13 protein-coding genes are annotated in these 16,492 nt (G+C 60.0%); 5 read left to right on the top strand and 8 right to left on the bottom strand.

Annotated features, from left to right (window positions below; all coding sequences use genetic code 11):
- Positions 1-3 precede the first annotated feature (3 nt).
- Both ACR9ZQ_RS13925 and ACR9ZQ_RS13920 read left to right on the top strand, forming a co-directional pair.
- Positions 4-3,162: a multidrug efflux RND transporter permease subunit gene (locus tag ACR9ZQ_RS13925; RefSeq protein WP_481428093.1), complete on the top strand. Its 3,159-nt coding sequence runs from the start codon at positions 4-6 to the stop codon at positions 3,160-3,162.
- Positions 3,163-3,540: 378 nt separating this feature from the next.
- Complete coding sequence (locus tag ACR9ZQ_RS13920) at positions 3,541-4,338, top strand: class I SAM-dependent methyltransferase (RefSeq protein WP_481428092.1); 798 nt, start codon at positions 3,541-3,543, stop codon at positions 4,336-4,338.
- 48 nt (positions 4,339-4,386) lie between these two features.
- Here the strand turns inward: ACR9ZQ_RS13920 and ACR9ZQ_RS13915 are convergent, their stop codons facing one another.
- The 8 genes from ACR9ZQ_RS13915 to ACR9ZQ_RS13880 form a co-directional block, all read right to left on the bottom strand.
- A complete protein-coding gene (locus ACR9ZQ_RS13915; protein ID WP_439015309.1) occupies positions 4,387-4,764 on the bottom strand; it encodes a hypothetical protein in 378 nt (125 codons plus the stop codon).
- A 150-nt stretch (positions 4,765-4,914) separates the two neighbouring features.
- Positions 4,915-5,661, bottom strand: a complete 747-nt coding sequence (locus tag ACR9ZQ_RS13910) for an SDR family oxidoreductase (protein ID WP_481428091.1) — start codon at positions 5,659-5,661, stop codon at positions 4,915-4,917.
- A 182-nt stretch (positions 5,662-5,843) separates the two neighbouring features.
- Positions 5,844-6,806, bottom strand: coding sequence for a helix-turn-helix domain-containing protein (locus ACR9ZQ_RS13905; protein ID WP_481428090.1), 963 nt, complete (start codon positions 6,804-6,806; stop codon positions 5,844-5,846).
- A gap of 58 nt (positions 6,807-6,864) precedes the next feature.
- The gene (locus tag ACR9ZQ_RS13900; RefSeq protein ID WP_481428089.1) at positions 6,865-7,275 is read right to left on the bottom strand and encodes a very short patch repair endonuclease; all 411 of its coding nucleotides are present in this window, start codon (positions 7,273-7,275) and stop codon (positions 6,865-6,867) included.
- Positions 7,272-8,270, bottom strand: coding sequence for a DNA cytosine methyltransferase (locus tag ACR9ZQ_RS13895; RefSeq protein WP_481428088.1), 999 nt, complete (start codon positions 8,268-8,270; stop codon positions 7,272-7,274). Before ACR9ZQ_RS13895 ends, ACR9ZQ_RS13900 begins: the two co-directional genes overlap by 4 nt.
- A gap of 23 nt (positions 8,271-8,293) precedes the next feature.
- Entirely contained in the window at positions 8,294-9,019 is a 726-nt protein-coding gene (locus ACR9ZQ_RS13890) for an MAE_28990/MAE_18760 family HEPN-like nuclease (protein ID WP_481428087.1), read from the bottom strand.
- On the bottom strand, positions 9,016-9,948 hold the full coding sequence (locus ACR9ZQ_RS13885; protein WP_481429317.1) for a DUF262 domain-containing protein: 933 nt from the start codon (positions 9,946-9,948) through the stop codon (positions 9,016-9,018). The genes ACR9ZQ_RS13890 and ACR9ZQ_RS13885 overlap by 4 nt, the downstream gene beginning before the upstream one ends.
- Positions 9,949-10,493: 545 nt before the next feature.
- Positions 10,494-11,531 carry an MBL fold metallo-hydrolase gene (locus ACR9ZQ_RS13880; RefSeq protein ID WP_481428086.1) on the bottom strand — a complete coding sequence of 346 codons (1,038 nt, stop codon included), beginning with the start codon at positions 11,529-11,531 and terminating at the stop codon, positions 10,494-10,496.
- A 780-nt stretch (positions 11,532-12,311) separates the two neighbouring features.
- On the opposite strand from ACR9ZQ_RS13880, the gene ACR9ZQ_RS13875 reads away from it, so the two are divergent.
- The 3 genes from ACR9ZQ_RS13875 to ACR9ZQ_RS13865 all read left to right on the top strand — a co-directional run bounded on the left by ACR9ZQ_RS13875 (position 12,312) and on the right by ACR9ZQ_RS13865 (position 16,378).
- The gene (locus ACR9ZQ_RS13875) at positions 12,312-12,512 is read left to right on the top strand and encodes a hypothetical protein (RefSeq protein ID WP_113323600.1); all 201 of its coding nucleotides are present in this window, start codon (positions 12,312-12,314) and stop codon (positions 12,510-12,512) included.
- 167 nt (positions 12,513-12,679) lie between these two features.
- Complete coding sequence (locus ACR9ZQ_RS13870) at positions 12,680-14,521, top strand: TPR end-of-group domain-containing protein (RefSeq protein ID WP_481428085.1); 1,842 nt, start codon at positions 12,680-12,682, stop codon at positions 14,519-14,521.
- A gap of 66 nt (positions 14,522-14,587) precedes the next feature.
- Positions 14,588-16,378: a glycoside hydrolase family 15 protein gene (locus tag ACR9ZQ_RS13865; protein ID WP_481428084.1), complete on the top strand. Its 1,791-nt coding sequence runs from the start codon at positions 14,588-14,590 to the stop codon at positions 16,376-16,378.
- The last annotated feature ends 114 nt before the right edge of the window (positions 16,379-16,492 follow it).

The raw sequence follows: 16,492 nt of genomic DNA, 5'->3' as shown, positions 1-16,492 counted from the left end.
CTCATGGCACAATTCTTCATTCGCAGGCCGATCCTGGCCTGGGTCTTCGCGCTGTTCATCTCGATTGCCGGCATCATCGCGATCCCCTTCCTGCCGGTCTCGCAATATCCGAAGGTCGCGCCGCCGCAGCTTTCGATCTCCACTTCCTATCCGGGCGCTTCCCCGCAGGAGATCTATCAGGGCGTCACGCGCCAGATCGAGGATGAGCTGAACGGCGTCGAAGGCCTGATGTATTTCGAATCGACCTCGGACAATTCCGGCTCGGTCAGCATCAACGCCACCTTCCGCGCCGGCACCGATATCGACCAGGCCTCCGTCGACGTGCAGAACGCCATCCGCCGCGTCGAAGCCCGCCTGCCCGCCACCGTGCGGTCCCAGGGCATCAACGTCGAAGAGGCAAGCTCCGGCTTCCTGATGTTCATCGCGCTGACTTCCACCGATGGCACGCGTGATGAAGTGGCGCTCGGCGATTACATCACCCGCAACATCATCGGCGAGTTGCGCCGCATCGATGGTGTCGGCCGCGCCCAGCTCTTTGCCGCCCAGCGCGCCCTGCGTGTCTGGATCGACCCGGACAAGATGGTCGGCCTGAACCTCACCACCGACGATATCAATGCCGCCATCACCGCCCAGAATGCCCAGGTGGCCGCCGGCCAGATCGGCGCCGCGCCAAACCCGGTCACCCAGGACCTGACGGCAACAGTGCTCATGCAGGGCCAGCTGCAGACGCCGCAGCAATTCGGCGAGATCATCCTGCGCGCCAATCCCGATGGCTCCACCGTGCGCCTGAAGGATGTCGCCCGGGTCGAGCAGGGTGCGGAATCCTATAACTTCACCAGCCGCCTGAACGGCCAGCCGAGTGCGGCGATCGCCATTCAGCTCTCGTCGACAGGCAATGCCGTTGCCGTCTCCAATGCGGTCAACGAGAAGATGAAGGAGCTCTCGCGCTTCTTCCCCTCAGGCATCGAATATTCCGTTCCCTACGATACCAGCCCCTTCGTCTCGGCCTCGATCGAAAAGGTCATCCACACGCTGGTCGAGGCCGTCGCCCTCGTCTTCGTGGTGATGTTCATCTTCCTGCAGAATTTCCGCTACACGGTCATCCCGACACTCGTCGTGCCGGTGGCGCTGCTTGGAACCTGCGCCGTCATGTATGCGACCGGCTTTTCCATCAACGTCTTGACCATGTTCGCCATGGTGCTCGCGATCGGCATTCTCGTCGATGACGCGATCGTCGTCGTTGAAAATGTCGAGCGCATCATGGCCGAGGAAGGGCTGTCGCCAAAGGCAGCCGCGCAGAAGGCGATGAGCCAGATCACCGGCGCCATCCTCGGCATCACGCTGGTCCTCTCCTGCGTCTTCATTCCCATGGCCTTCTTCCCGGGCTCCACCGGTATCATCTACCGCCAGTTCTCGCTGACCATGGTCGTCTCGATCCTGTTTTCGGCCTTCCTGGCGTTGTCGCTCACACCGGCGCTCTGCGCTACCTTCCTGAAGCCCATCAAGCAGGGCCATCACCACAAGCGCGGCATCGGCGGCTGGTTCAACCGCAATTTCGAGCGCATCACGTCAGGCTATTCGAAAACCGTCACCGGCATGGCGCGCCGCGCCGGGCGCATGATGATCGTCTACCTCGCCCTCGTCATCGGCCTCGGCTACCTCTTCATCAACCTGCCAACGGCATTCGTACCTGACGAAGACCAGGGCTTCATGATCGTCGATATCCAGGGCCCGCCGGAAGCGAGCGCCAACCGCACGATCGAATCCATCAAGCAGGTGGAAAAGATCTTCCGCTCCGAATCCGCCGTCGAGAACATCGTGGCGATCCAGGGCTTCTCCTTCTCGGGCAACGGCGCCAATGCGGCGCTGGCCTTCGTCACCCTGAAGGACTGGGCGGACCGCGGCCCCGGCAACACCGTGCAGGAAATCGCCAACCGCGTGAACGGCCAGCTCTTCGCCCTGAAGGATGCCACGACCTTCGCACTCTCGCCGCCACCGATCGAAGGCTTCGGCGCCACCGGCGGCTTCTCCTTCCGCCTGCAGGACCGCGGCGGCAAGGGCCAGGTCGCGCTTTCGGAAGCAGCCGGCCAGCTGATGCAGATGGCGGGCAAGAGCCCGGTTCTGACGGGCATGCGCGTGGAAGGCATGCCTGACGCAGCCCAGGTGCTGATGGTGATCGACCGCGAAAAGGCCAACACCTTCGGCATCTCCTTTGCCGACATCAACAATGCGATCACCGCCAATCTCGGATCGTCCTACATCAACGACTATCCGAATACCGGCCGCATGCAGCGCGTCATCGTCCAGGCGGATGATCGCGCCCGCCTGCAGATCGACGACGTGATGAAGATCAACGTGCGCAATGCGAGCGGCGGCATGGTGCCGCTCTCCTCCTTCGCCATCGCCCAATGGCAGAAGGGCGCACCGCAGATCGTCGGCTATAACGGCTATCCGACTGTGCGCATCTCCGGCGCGCCCGCCCCCGGCCAGTCCTCAGGTGCGGCAATTGCCGAAATGGAGCGCCTCGCCTCGCAGCTTCCCGAGGGTTTCGGCTTTGAATGGTCCGGCCAGTCGGCGGAGGAAATCACCTCCGGCAGCCAGGCCCCGATCCTCTTCAGCCTGTCGATCCTCTTCGTCTTCCTGCTTCTGGCAGGTCTCTACGAAAGCTGGTCGATCCCGCTTGCGGTCATGCTGGTGGTGCCGCTCGGCGTCATCGGCTCGGTCGCAGCGGTGATGCTGCGCGATATGCCCAACGACATCTATTTCAAGGTGGGCCTCATCGCCATCATCGGCCTCTCGGCCAAGAACGCCATCCTGATCGTCGAATTCGCCAAGGATTATTACGCCGAAGGCAAGTCGCTCCTGGATTCCGCGATAGAAGCCGCCCGCGTCCGCTTCCGCCCGATCATCATGACCTCGCTCGCCTTCACCCTCGGCGTCGTGCCGCTGGCGATCGCGACAGGCCCGAGCGCCGCCAGCCAGAACGCCATCGGCACCGGCGTTCTCGGCGGCATGATCTCCGCCACCGTGCTCGCCATCTTCTTCGTTCCGGCCTTCTTCGTCTTCGTGCTGAAGCTGATGCGCACGAGGCGGCCGGTCACTGAGGAGCAAACGCCAGCCGCACCCGCGACACCACCAACCGCCCCGGCCATCCACTCCTGACCTACGACCGGTGCGTCATGCCTCCCGGGCTCCCTTGAGGGCCCGGGAGGTTTTTTGTTTTGGGGCTTGGGCGAAGCTGAAGAATTGTAGGGTCTGCCGTGTGGCACCCCCCTCTGGCCCGCCGGCCATCTCCCCCACAAGGGTGGAGATCGACAAGCGGCGTGACCTTCCCACCTCGCTGACATTGCGCAGTTTGCAACGTTTACTATTTGGGGAAGCCGGCGCTTCCAGCCAATCTCCCCACCTGTGGGGGAGATGGCCGGCAGGGCAGAGGGGGGTGTCGAGCACTCCAAGGCCGGACGAACCAGCCAAGCAATAGACACCGTATCCACCCGCCCTATATCCGCCCGGCAAAAGCACAATTGCCGGGAGCCCCCCATGCCATCTACCTTCATCGCCAGGGGCGCACAGGCCTATGAAGCCGCCATGGGCCGCTGGAGCCGCAAACTCTCAGACCCCTTCCTCGCCTTCGCCGGCGTGCCCTCGCATGGCCGCGTGCTCGACGCCGGCTGCGGCACCGGCAGCCTGACGCTGGCACTCGCAGCCCACCCCGGCCTGCAGGCCATCGAAGCCCTCGACTTCGAAGAAAATTTCGTCGACGCCCTCAGCGGCCGCACGAATGACCCGAGGATATCGGCCCGCCAGGGCGACGTCTGCGCCCTGCCCTATGACGACAAGAGCTTCGACGCCGTCTATTCCCTGCTCGTCCTGCATTTCGTCTCGGACGCCGACAAGGCCATCACCGAAATGCGCCGCGTCCTCAAGCCGGGCGCCACCGCTGCCGCCGCCGTCTGGTCCCATGACGGCATGCCGAGCTGGCGCCTCTTCTGGAACACGATCCGCGCCGTCGAACCCGAAGCCGAAGGCAACGGCATTCCATCAGGCCCGCGGCCGATGACGGCGGAGGGCGAGTTGCGGGCGCTGTTTGCCAGCGCAGGCTTTGCCGATGTCACCGAGACAAGGCTGACGATCACGATGAACTACGCCGATTTCGACGATTTCTACGTGCCGAAAGTCTATGGACAGGGACGGTTTTCGGCCTTCTTCGAGGCATTGCCGGAGGCAAGACGCGAGCGGCTGCGGGAGGCGCTGAAGGCAGCCTATCTCGATGACAGGTCAGAGGATGGGCCGCGCGGGTTCGAGAGCGTGGCCTGGGCGGTGCGAGGCAGCGCGTAAGAAGAGCTTAGCGCCGCCTGCCCGTATTGGTGGCTGAACCCGGCTCCGTCAGTATGTCATGTTCCGCAGTTCAGGAAAATCATAGTAACGTAGCCGCTTGTCGCGGCAGCGGTAGTCATTCTTGGAGACACCCATGATCATGTTCTGTTTTAACGTAAGGTCGAAATAAGACCAGTTCGGGTAGGCACGTTCCGCCGTCCGCGTGCAATAAGCGTAGATCTGCTTTTCAGGATCGAGCAGTACCACGCTCGAAATCTCGGCCTTCTCGAAAATCCCCGGTTTGATGGTTCCGCGCAGGGCGTCCACATACTCGCGTTTAACCGAGTTGGGCGGAGGACGCTGCGAATCCAAAACAGATTGTGGTGCCGGAGTCTGGCAGCCGGCCAGTGTTATCGCGGCGGCACAGAGAAGTAAAGTCGTCCTCATTCAGTTCAATCTCCCAGAAGGTAGAGTAAAGGCGTACAATATTTCCTACAAATATTACGAGAATAATATCTGCCATACACGGCCATCCACAGCCGATGCCGCGAACCCGCGACACCGGCATCGTGCAGAGATCCAGGATGCGCCCTAACCTCACCAAGCCTGTTGCGTCGGCATCACAAACACCTCGGCAATATCCATATGCCGCGGTGCCTGCAGCGCAAACAGCACCGTCTCGGCAATATCCTCGGCCTTCAGGAACTCCATCTGCGTCTTCAGATCATCCATCTGCTGGCGTGCCGCCGGGTCCGAGATCTGGTCGTAAAGCTCGGTCTCGACTGCACCCGGCTGCACGCAGGTCACCCGGATATTGTGCTTCTTGCCGAGCTCGATGCGCATGCCGTCAGACAGCGCCGTGATGGCATGTTTCGTCGCGCAATAGACCGACAGGCCCGCAAAGACCTTGCGGCCGGCAATCGACGAGGTGTTGACGACATGACCGGATTTCCGGCCGATCATGTGCGGCAGCACGGCGGCCGTCGTGTTGAGCACGCCCTTGATATTGACGTCCACCATCCGGTGCCACTCATCCGTCTTCAGCGCATCGATATCCGAAAGCGGCATCAGGCCGGCATTGTTGAAGAGGATATCGATCGTGCCGAATGCCTCGGCGAGCTTTGAAACACCCGCAGTGACGGAGGCGTTGTCGACGACATCCATCTCCAGTGCGATGGCCTGACCGCCGGCTTTCTCGATCTCGGCGACCAGTTGCGTCAGCCGATCGGCGCGGCGTGCGGCAAGGCCGACCTTTGCGCCATTGGCGGCAAGCCTCAGCGCCGTGGCAGCGCCGATACCGCTGGATGCACCCGTGATGAGAGCGACTTTTCCCTGGATTGACATTGTTTCATTCCCTTTCGTTGCCGTCGTTGCGACGGTCGGTTGCGATGGGAACAAACTAGAAAATCAGGCGCCCGCTTTCGCTCGGCCGCTTGCTGCAACTATCGGGGATTTGCTGCGAACAAGAGCAATTTCAGCAAAAGTGCGCAGCGGTTTTGCGCCCGGAAATGCGCAGGACAAAAGCGCTACCCGCGGTAATGGCGCGGGCTGACACCGACCGCCCGCCGGAACACCTGCGCGAAATGGCTGGGGCTGGAATAGCCGAGATCGAGCGCGATCTGGATGATGCTCTCATCCGTCTCGCGCAGCAGCCGGCGCGCCTCGGCCATCTTCAGCTGGATGAAATAATCCGAGGGCGAAGAACCGGTCGATTGCTTGAAGACGCGGGAAAAATGAAAGGCGCTGAGCTCGGCCTCGGCAGCCAGGCTTTCGAGATTGAAGGCCTGATCGAGCCCCGCCTCCATCATCCGCACCACCTTCTGCAGCTTGAAGGCCGGCAGCGCCCCGCGCCGGGCGGGCAAGGCGCTATCCCGCTTGCCATACTGGCGCACGAGATGGACGGCGAGCGCCTGCGCAATGCCCTGCACGACCATTTCGCTGGGCTCGGCAGCGTCCGTCAGCTCTTTCAGGATCATCCCCATCAGCCCCGAAATCGCCTCGTCCCGTTCCCCCGAAACATCCGCCAGCCGAAACCCCTCGCCGCCCTCAGCGCCAAAAACCTCAGATATCGCCTGCTGGTAGATCGGCAGCCCGAGGTAGAGATGCATGACGCAAAGCGCCTCGCCCGCACTCGTCTCCCACCGCATCTCATAGGGCGTCTCACTCTGCGTCAGATAAAAATCCCCTGCCGAAACCTCCACCGACATCCACTCCCCGCCGATGTCGCGCTCCTCGATGCGCGCCGAGCCGGAGACGATCCAGACCACGAGCGGCTCGGCGACGGCGGGTATGAGGAGATTGGTTTCCAGCGGCTGGTGGGAGAGAAGATGGACGGAAATGGTGCTCCACGCCGGCCCGTGGCTGCGGGCGAGAAGGCGGGCGTGGATACGCTGGCTCAGGGCTTCGGGCGAGGATTTTTCGGGCATGAGGGTGCAAGCATTGGGATATTTTCGCGTCGGCGTACCCCAAAGGACCGCTGAATAGTCCATCACAAATCTATCTGCTCAGCTAACAGCTTGCCTATTGGGGCACCTGACAGACCGGATCTCATTCAAGGAACGCTTTCAGGCTCTCGGCAAGTGTTTCAGGGTTTCCGGTTTCGCATTCCCAAACCACCAGCGAAGACCATCCAAGAGAATTTAGTTCTTCTTGCACCCTCTCGTCGCGCGCTTGATTGGCGGAAAATTTTGCGTCCCAAAATTCCCTTCGGGTCCTGGAAGTAGTCGTCCGGCGGCAACCTAGATGCCGATGCCAAAAACAACCGTGAACGAAAATCACCTTCTTCCTAGGCCGAAAGACGATGTCGGGCTTCCCAGGAAGTTCCCTTGCTTGCAACCGAAAACGGTATCCCAAAGCGTGAAGAAGTCTGCGAACGATCATCTCCGGTTTCGTATCCTTCGGACCTACGCGGGCCATGAGAGATGAACGTTCCGGTGTAATCGGCGGGTCTTCGATCACGAGTCTCCGCCGCGAGCTTTCACATGCTCAATGAGTATCTCCCCTATATACTCGCCCAACAATACCGGAACAGCGTTCCCAATCATTCTTCCGAGCGGACTGAAATTGATAGGAGTGCCTTCGGGAACAAAAGCATAGTTCTTCGGAAAGCTTTGGATCATCGCCGCCTCTCGCAGACTGATTGCGCGATCTTGTTCTGGGTGACCAAACCTACCATTCCCAAAACCATAGCATTGCGTCGTCATTGTCGGCGCAGGCTTATCCCATTCCATTCGCCCATAAACCGAAGGGTAGGTCGAGCCGGTCTCGCGTGCATGGCACGCTGAAACGAGCTCTTTCGGCCAGTCCCGCCATGTTCCACCTGGTTTGGAGTGACGAATACGCGCGAGATTCAGTTCGCTTAAGGATGCAGCAGCGTGAAGCGGATCATGAGGGTCCGAAGCTCCTGCAGCGAGTGCTGGTAGGTCAGCAATAGCGTCCCTGACGGAGACCGGAGCTTTATCAGAATCAGAAATCGTAATCGGGCCGAGCAAAGAAGCAACAAGTACGAGGCGCTGGCGCCTTTGCGGCAGGCCTATGTCACGACCGTCTACAACCCTGAAGTCGACATCGTATCCGGCCGTATGCAGATCAGCGACGAAGTCCTTGAAAATCTGCTGTTTGCAAAGCGGAGGTACGTTTTCCATCGTTACAAGCGTCGGTCGAACCGCAAGGACAAGCTTGGAAAAAGATGAAAGCAGTTCCCAATCCTCATGCGGCTCTTCGCGCTTGGCAGACTGAGCATAGGAAGAGAAAGGCTGGCATGGAGCGCATCCAGCCAGCAGAGTAATCTGTGAGTCTCCAAATGCTGCTTGAATATCCGACGGTGCAAGCTTGCCGACATCTGCCTCGAGAAATTTCGCGGCATTATTCGCCTCCATCGGAAACCGACAAGCAGGATCAAGATCAACACCGAGGCGCACTTTAATGCCTGCGTTTGTCAATCCGTGCGTCAAGCCGCCTACACCACAAAAGAGATCTACGGCAACGATTTGGCTTCCTCTTCAGCCGCAAGATAGTCCTTGTTGCTGAGAAACACTTCATACGATTCGGCGACGGCCTTCAGAAATGGAAGAACTCGATCCGCCAACATTGATAGCTCGTCCAGCGTAAGATCGTGTGCGCCCTCCTCAAAGGTCGTTTCACCATGCGCAATATCGTTTCTTCGGCGAGCCAGATATTTCAGAGCCGTCGTTTCGTTGCGATACACCCGCTCATACGCCGCGCGCTTTACACCATCAGATAAAACCAACGAGCACCCCAAGCGCTCGGCCACCTTTTTGATCGCCTCATCGTCCCAGCTACCTGGTTCGCCTTTAACGACGAAAGCTTCTGGAGCTTCACCGGACACCAATTTACCGCTCACACGTGTCAACCGAGCAAGAGCTCCTTCGCCGACCCGTTCTTCACCGCTCCAAATCGCAGCGCGAACCCACTCCTTCAGCACGGCTTCAGTCCACCGTTTTGGTCTTTCCGTCACGATAGTTCTACCAACCACTGTCATAGTTCGCGTAATGACAGCCTCTACGATATTATACAGATGGATAAGCAGGCCAGACTTCAGTGTATTGATGTGCCTGACTTCAATCAGATTATCGTCTGCGCCCACCGATTCGTCAACGCGCGCCTCAAGCAAGCGAGCCACGGAAAGGTGACGAGCGAATTCGGATTCTCTTTCCACGAAGTAGGCTAAAACGTCCCTCATTGCTGCAACAACCAGTCTCTGACAAGCTTTATTCGCCCCAACAACTTGCTCTTCACGTTAGCGGCGTCTGATTTGGTCGCTGTGGCAAAAGCCTCGGAATCCAGAAGCGGAGTGATATCTGTTACACGATCGAAAAGAGTAGGATCAGCGCGCAGAGCAAGGGCCGATCCAACCGCAATTGCTTCGAATCTGACACGAGGAACCTGATTGCCGGTTTCTGATTTCGTGAACCCATGAGGCGAAACCTTCTTTACGAATGCAAGCACCTTATTGAATTCATTCTTCATCGCGTCGATAGATGGAGAAACGCTACCCTGCTCAATCTCGGAAGCAATCCGGTCGTTCGCTTCTTTTACGAATGAAAAATAGAAACGACGTGGCTCTTCCTTGTAATTCGGAATGTCACCATTTGGATCGAAGCTGTTCAGATACGCAAAGAAGCGCGTCACCAACTCTTCACGTTCACGCTTGTCCACGAGCGGCTGACTGACCGGCGTCAGCTCGACAAACTCCGGTTCATTCGCAAGCTGGATGATAAGATCCATAAAATTCCCGGGCAAACTACCCCGACGAACTTCCGCATCGTTCGCCGTCGTTCCGCCGGTATTGACGCGTGCGAACATCTCGGTCCGCGTAACCGCGTCGGTCGTATTATCCAGGATGATCACACGGATTGCGGTCTCGGCGAACTTGAGTTGACGCGCCGGCGAAAAATCCGAGTAGCGCAAGACATTGGCAGCCGGAATGGTCTCGAGTTCGCGCAAAGTGAACTTGTCGGCCATGAAATCTCTGATGGTGCGCAGGCGCTGCGATCCATCGACGATTTCCATACGACCATCTTTGTCCTGCCAAAAGAAAACGAATGGGATCGGCAAGCCCATGAAGACCAACTCGATGAATTTCGATTGTTTGGCTGGCGTCCAAACCAGTTCCCGCTGGTACCCCGGGACATAATAGCGATCGGAATTTAGCTTTTTACAATAAATTCAAACGAATACTCCGTAACCGTGAATTTCACAGTTCGAGAGTATTCCAATATTTGTTTTTCCGCTTCCTCGACGTGTGCCGGATCTGGGAGCTTGCGCCTCGCGTTTTTCACCTGCAATTCCTCAATATTTTTGCAACGTTAGATCATAAATATCCCGCAATCGTCCACCCGAGATTCTCACGCTAAAGCTGTCATAAGATCGAAATTCCACGACAATTTTCAATGTCACGGTTGGCTTAAATCGCGAGCGCTGGTAGCCGCGGCAATGATCTCCTGCTGATAGGCGCTTCTCGCAGAACCCTGACATCCCGCCATCCAAGCCGCTCGCGCGCCTGACCGTCAAAACCCACTGACAGCGGAAGCTCAGCATAAACGGTTGAAGTGATGGCATTGGCGGGATGTAGGGGCGCCTTAAAATGAAATGGAAATAATCGGGTGACACGGTAGGCTGCCACCCTCCGGTCTTGGCGGCTCTGGAAGTTCCCCTCACTCCCCCACCGCACCCCCAGCCTTCTTCCAAGCATCAATCCCACCCTCAATATGACACGCACTCCCCACCCCGGCATCCTGCGCCGCCTGCACGGCCATCGCCGACCTCTCCCCGAAAGCGCAATAAAACACCACCCTCTTCCCCGTCGCCATCGCCAGCTCATGCAGCATCCCGCCGGCTGACAGGTTCTCCTGCAGATCCGCATAGGGCGCATGCAGCGCGCCCGGGATCACCCCATGCCGCTCCCGCTCGCTCCTCTCGCGCAGGTCGACGATAACGACATCCGGCCGGCCGCGGAGAACAAGCGCATCCTTGGCGGATACCGCCCAGCCCTTGCGAGCGATTTCGTCCTGGTGGAGGCCGATGTGGATGTTGGCGGGGACGGCGACGTCCATCATTTTTGGGTTGGGCAGGTGCAGGTTGTTCATCAGCTCGGCATATTCCTCGACCGACTTGACCTGCAGGCGCGGGTTGAAGCGTTTTTCCTCGCCGATGGTGGAGACCGTGTCGCCCTTGTAGTCATGGGCGGGGAAGAGCAGCGTTTCCTCCGGCAGGCGGAGCAGCTTATTGAAGATCGAGTCATATTGGGCGCGGGGATCGCCGTTCTGGAAATCGGTGCGCCCCGTGCCGCGGATGAGCAGCGTGTCGCCGGTGAAGATGCGGTCGCCCATCAGGTAGGAATAGGAATCGTCCGTATGGCCGGGCGTATAGAGCACGTCGAGGCTGAGGCCCTCGATGCCGACGCGGTCGCCTTCGGAAACCCGCATGGCCACGACATCCGCCTTGGTTTGCTCGCCCATCACTGTGATGCAATGCGTCTGGTCGCGCAGCGCGCCGAGGCCGGTAATGTGGTCGGCATGCAGGTGGGTATCCACCGCCTTGACCAGCTTCAGGTCCAGCTCGCGAATGAGCTGCATGTAGCGATCCACCTTTTCCAGCACGGGATCGATGATCAGCGCCTCGCCGCCGCGCCTGGAGGCGATGAGATAGGTGTAGGTGCCGGAAACACTGTCGAAAAGCTGTCGGAAAATCATCTGTCCACTCCGTTGCTGGCTTGGTCGTCCCGGACCTGGGCTGCGAACTGCATCGGACCTATCAGCAGATCATAATATTGCGCCGGAAAAAGCGGAAGGAGCGACAGGGACGAACCGCATGGCCCGCCCCTCGCCTAATATTACTAGCTGCCGTAAGGCGATGTAGCCTTTCCCTTACGTAAGCCCCTGCATCTCAGGTCAGGTCGCTGCCTTTCAGGTCAGCCCTGCCTCTCAGGTCAGATCGGCTGCGGCACGATGCGGATATAGGCTTCGGCCTCCTTCCGGTCCCGTGAATAGAGCGGCTTTGCCGCATCGTGGGAAACGGATATTCGCCTCGGTGTCCGGGTCAGGTAAACAAATCGCAGACGGGCGTTGCGGTTTGAGCAGTCAAAAAGTCACACAAATCGCCGTTTTTACTGTGCAAAGATTGCGTAAATGCCCGGCGGAAAGTACCGCCGGGCATTTATTAAGCAATAGCTGAAATAATTTCCCCGAGATTTAAAAAGTGAAATTGCGGTTCCATTATTCCAGCCTACAATGCTCCACGCTGGATGCTGCAAACCCAGTGGAGAAGGGTTGCCCACAGCTCTAAATCGGGCCTCCCTTCTCCTTCCATACCGCAAGCGCCGATATGTTGCTATTACGTGCGTAACATCGTGAACAGGCATTGAAGAAATCCCCAGGACGGACCGGGGGCTGCACGATGACGTGATCTCCTTTTTATTGAAGAACACAATCTGCGCCCTAGAACGTTCCCGGGGGACGTTTGAGGGAATGTCGATGATCAGAGATAAAATGTCGGCGAGCCAGACGCCGATGCAGGAAGAAGATGTCGCTCTTTGCCAGCGCGTCTTTGAGCATATCTGCATGGCAAGGCATATCGCCAGCAATGACGAGCGCGAGGAACTGGCCATCCAGATCCTGCATTTCTATCAGCATGGGGTGAAGGACCAGGGGAGTCTGGAGCGCCTGTTGCTGTAAGTCAGGAGACGGCACATTGCGGAGGGTGTGCGCCGTGCGGCGCCACCTCTAGCTGCCGGCGGCGCCTTCGTCATGTCAGGGCCTGTCCACGATATCTGCAGCGGGCAGACTGCCTTTTGCGCCTATGCTACACTCCCGCTCGAGAGCATCTCATCGAGGGGACCGGCATGGAACGCAAGCTCGCCGCTATTCTCGCCGCCGATGTCGCCGGCTATTCGGCGCTGATGGAGCAGGATGAGGCCGGCACGTTCCAGCGGCTGAGGGCGGATCACAAGGAGCTGCTGGAGCCGGAAATCCGCAAACACAACGGCCGCATCTTCAAGCTGATGGGCGATGGATTGCTGGCCGAATTCGGCAGCGTCGTCGATGCGGTGGAATGCGCCGCCGCCCTGCAGCGCGGCATGATCAGGCGCAATGCCGGCGCTTCCGAAAACACCCCGCTGGAAATTCGGATTGGCATCAATCTCGGCGAAGTGATCGTCGAGGGCGAGGATCGTTATGGCGAGGGCGTGAATATCGCCGCCCGTCTGCAGGCCCTTGCCGAGCCCGGCGGCATCTGTGTTTCGGGCAAGGTTTCGAAGGAGGTTTCCGGCAAGCTTGCCTTTGCCTTCGAGCCGATGGGCGAGCAGCGGGTCAAGAACATTGCCGAGCCGATCGCCTGCTACCGCGTGAATTTCGATCAGGGCATGTCTTTCCGCACCGAGCCGCGATCACCGAAGAAAATATCGATCGCCGTCCTGCCCTTCAGCAACATGAGCGGCGACCCGGAGCAGGAATATTTCTCCGACGGCATCACCGAAGACATTATCACCGACCTCGCGAAAATCTCCGACCTGCATGTCGTCGCCCGCAATACGAGCTTCACCTATAAGGGCCGGGCTGTGAAGATCGAGCAGGTGGCCCACGAACTCGGCGTCGCCTTCCTGCTGGAAGGCAGCGTGCGCAAGGCCGGCGCCCGCGTCCGCATCACCGGCCAGCTTGTCGACGGCAGGGATGGCAGCCATCTCTGGGCGGAGCGCTACGACCGCGAACTGACCGATATCTTCGCCATACAGGACGAGATCGCCCACGCTATTATCGAACAGCTGAAGGTCAGGCTGCTACCGGGCGAGAAAGCGGCGATCAACACCGCGCCGACGGAAGATGTCGAGGCTTACACCTATTACCTCCGGGGCCGGCAATTCCTGCACATGTGCTCAAGATCCTACATGCTTTTGGCGCGGCGCATGTTCGCGAAGGCAGCCGAGATCGACCCAGAATATGCGCGCGCCTATGCCGGCATCGCGCTCTGCGATTCCGTTCTCCGCTCCTGGCAATATGCCGATATCTCGACAGCAGGCATTCTCGCGACGAGCGCCAGGGCGCTGGAACTCGATCCCGATCTCGCCGACGCACACGCCTCGCGCGGCCTCGCCCTCCAATATGGCGGACAGCGCGAACAGGCCGCCGCCGAATTCGAGCGTGCCCTGAAGCTCGATCCCGATCTGCATGAGGCAAACTATTTCTTCGCGCGCTTCTTCTTCGAAAATGGCGATTTCGAAAGGGCCGCCCTCCTGTTCGAACGGGCCACCCAGCTGCGGTTCGACGATTATCGCTCCGCCGCGCTCCTGGCCTGCGTCTATCTCAAGCTTGGCCGCGACGCCGACATGAAGCGGGCCGGCCGGCTGGGCCTGGAGCGGGCCGAACGCGAGCTCAGCCTGCATCCGGAGAATTCGAGCCCGGCCCAGCTGGGAGCACTGGTGCTGGCCTATCTCGGCGAGCGCGAGCGCGCCAGGGAATGGGCGGCGCGCACGCTCGCCATCGACCCCGATGATCTCAACGCCATGTACAACATCGCCTGCGCCTATCTGAACATGGGAGACCATGAAGCGGCGCTCGATCTCTTGGAAAAAGTCATCCCCCGCGCCTCCGCGCATCGCTATTGGTGGAGCAGCGATCCGGACCTCGACCCGATCCGCGATCACCCGCGGTACAAGCGGCTGGTTGAGGCCGTGATGGCGAGCGGCTGATCAACGCAGTTGACCTCCGCAAACGAGCGCTACCTAAAGCCCGGCTGATATGCGCAGGAGGCTATGGTGACGGCACCTATCGAGGACTACGCCCTTATCGGAGATTGCGAGACCGCGGCACTTGTGTCCAGAAACGGCTCGATCGACTGGTTGTGCTTTCCGCGCTTCGATTCTCCCGCCTGCTTCGCCGCCCTGCTCGGCACTGAGGATAATGGTTTCTGGTCGCTCTCGCCCGCGGGCGGAAAATACCGCGTCTCGCGCCGCTACCGCGAAGACACGCTCATTCTCGAAACAGAGTTTCAGACCGAGACCGGCACAGCCCTTCTCACCGACTTCATGCCGCTGCGCGATGGAGCGAGCGATCTGATGCGCATCGTCGAGGGCAAGAGCGGCACTGTCGCCTTCGATATGGAGCTCAACCTTCGCTTCGATTATGGGCGAACCGTTCCCTGGGTCACGCATGGCGAAGACGGCGGCATCACTGCCATTGCCGGCCCTGATAGACTGACGCTGAACTCCGCCGTGCCGCTGGAAGGCCGCGGGTTGAGCACGGTCGGCGCCTTCCAGGTCGCGGCTGGCGAGCAGCAGATCTTCACGCTCACCTGGTCCCCCTCGCATCTGCCGCCGCCGGCCCAGCGGCAGGTGGAATATGCACTGCCGGACACGGAGGAATTCTGGTTATCCTTTGCCGCGAAATGCCCCAAGGTGGGCAAGTGGACGGATCAGGTGAAGCGCTCCCTCATCACGCTGAAGGCGCTGACCTACATGCCGACCGGCGGCATCGTCGCGGCCGCCACGACCTCCCTGCCCGAAAAGATCGGCGGCCCGCGCAACTGGGACTACCGCTATTGCTGGCTGCGCGACGCGACGCTGACCCTGCTCGCCCTGATGAAGCTCGGCTATTACGAAGAGGCTCAAGCCTGGCGCCGCTGGCTGCTGCGGGCCGTCGCTGGCGCGCCGGCACAGATGCAGATCATGTATGGCGTCGCCGGCGAGCGCAACCTGCTGGAATGGCAGGTGCCCTGGCTGCAGGGCTACGAGGGCTCGGCGCCGGTGCGCATCGGCAATGCCGCCGCCGAACAGGTGCAGCTCGATGTCTATGGCGAGGTGGCGGATGCCATGCTGCAGGCCCGCAAGGGCGGCCTGCCGTCGCATCCGCGCGAGCGCGAACTGGCGAAGGCCATTCTGCCCTTTCTGAAAAAGGTCTGGGTCGAGCCCGACGAGGGCATATGGGAGGTGCGCGGCCAACGCCAGCATTTCACCTATTCCAAGGTCATGGCCTGGGTGGCCTTCGACCGCGCCGTCCAGATTGCCGAGGCCGACGGCGAGCCCGCTGGCGCCGCCCGCTGGCGCGCGCTCGCCGATCGCATCCATGCCGAGGTCTGCGAAAAGGCGTTCAATGCCGAGCTCGGCTGCTTTACACAGGCATACGGCTCCAGGGCGATGGATGCCAGCCTGCTGCATCTCGGCATGGTCGGCTTCATTGCGCCCGATGACCCGCGCTATATCGCGACCGTCGAGGCGGTGGAGCGCAAACTGCTGCGCGATGGCCTGCTCCTGCGCTACGAGACGCAGGAAGTGGATGACGGCCTGCCGCCAGGCGAAGGCGCCTTCCTCGCCTGCAGCTTCTGGCTCGTCGACGCCCTCAATATGATCGGCCGCCGCGACGATGCGCTGAAGCTGTTCGAACGGCTGCTTGATATCTGCAACGATGTCGGGTTGCTGGCGGAGGAATATGATCCGGGTGCGAAGCGCATGCTGGGGAACTTCCCGCAGGCGTTCAGCCATATCGGGTTGATCAATAGCGCCCTGAACCTGGCGCGGGCGGAAGGGCCGGCGGATCAGCGGTCGGCGTGATGGGTGTGCGGGCCTGGTTGGTGGAAGAGCAGCGGAAGGACGGCTAGCGTAATGGGTGAGTTGGGCGGCGGCGGTTCCTCCTCTCCCTCATTCCTGTGCTTGTCACAGGAATCC

The organism is Rhizobium sp. KNZ14-9A, from assembly GCF_056755015.1.
The sequence above is the reverse complement of the archived record's forward strand: the minus strand, read 5'-3'. Positions and strand labels throughout refer to the sequence as shown.

Bases quoted from the DNA above. Each gene is read 5' to 3' on its own strand.
- ACR9ZQ_RS13905 (WP_481428090.1), bottom strand. From the start codon at position 6,806: ATGGACTATTCAGCGGTCCTTTGGGGTACGCCGACGCGAAAATATCCC.
- ACR9ZQ_RS13870 (WP_481428085.1), top strand. From the start codon at position 12,680: ATGGAACGCAAGCTCGCCGCTATTCTCGCCGCCGATGTCGCCGGCTAT.
- ACR9ZQ_RS13920 (WP_481428092.1), top strand. From the start codon at position 3,541: ATGCCATCTACCTTCATCGCCAGGGGCGCACAGGCCTATGAAGCCGCC.
- ACR9ZQ_RS13910 (WP_481428091.1), bottom strand. From the start codon at position 5,661: ATGTCAATCCAGGGAAAAGTCGCTCTCATCACGGGTGCATCCAGCGGT.
- ACR9ZQ_RS13880 (WP_481428086.1), bottom strand. From the start codon at position 11,531: ATGATTTTCCGACAGCTTTTCGACAGTGTTTCCGGCACCTACACCTAT.
- ACR9ZQ_RS13915 (WP_439015309.1), bottom strand. From the start codon at position 4,764: ATGAGGACGACTTTACTTCTCTGTGCCGCCGCGATAACACTGGCCGGC.
- ACR9ZQ_RS13875 (WP_113323600.1), top strand. From the start codon at position 12,312: ATGATCAGAGATAAAATGTCGGCGAGCCAGACGCCGATGCAGGAAGAA.
- ACR9ZQ_RS13890 (WP_481428087.1), bottom strand. From the start codon at position 9,019: ATGAGGGACGTTTTAGCCTACTTCGTGGAAAGAGAATCCGAATTCGCT.
- ACR9ZQ_RS13925 (WP_481428093.1), top strand. From the start codon at position 4: ATGGCACAATTCTTCATTCGCAGGCCGATCCTGGCCTGGGTCTTCGCG.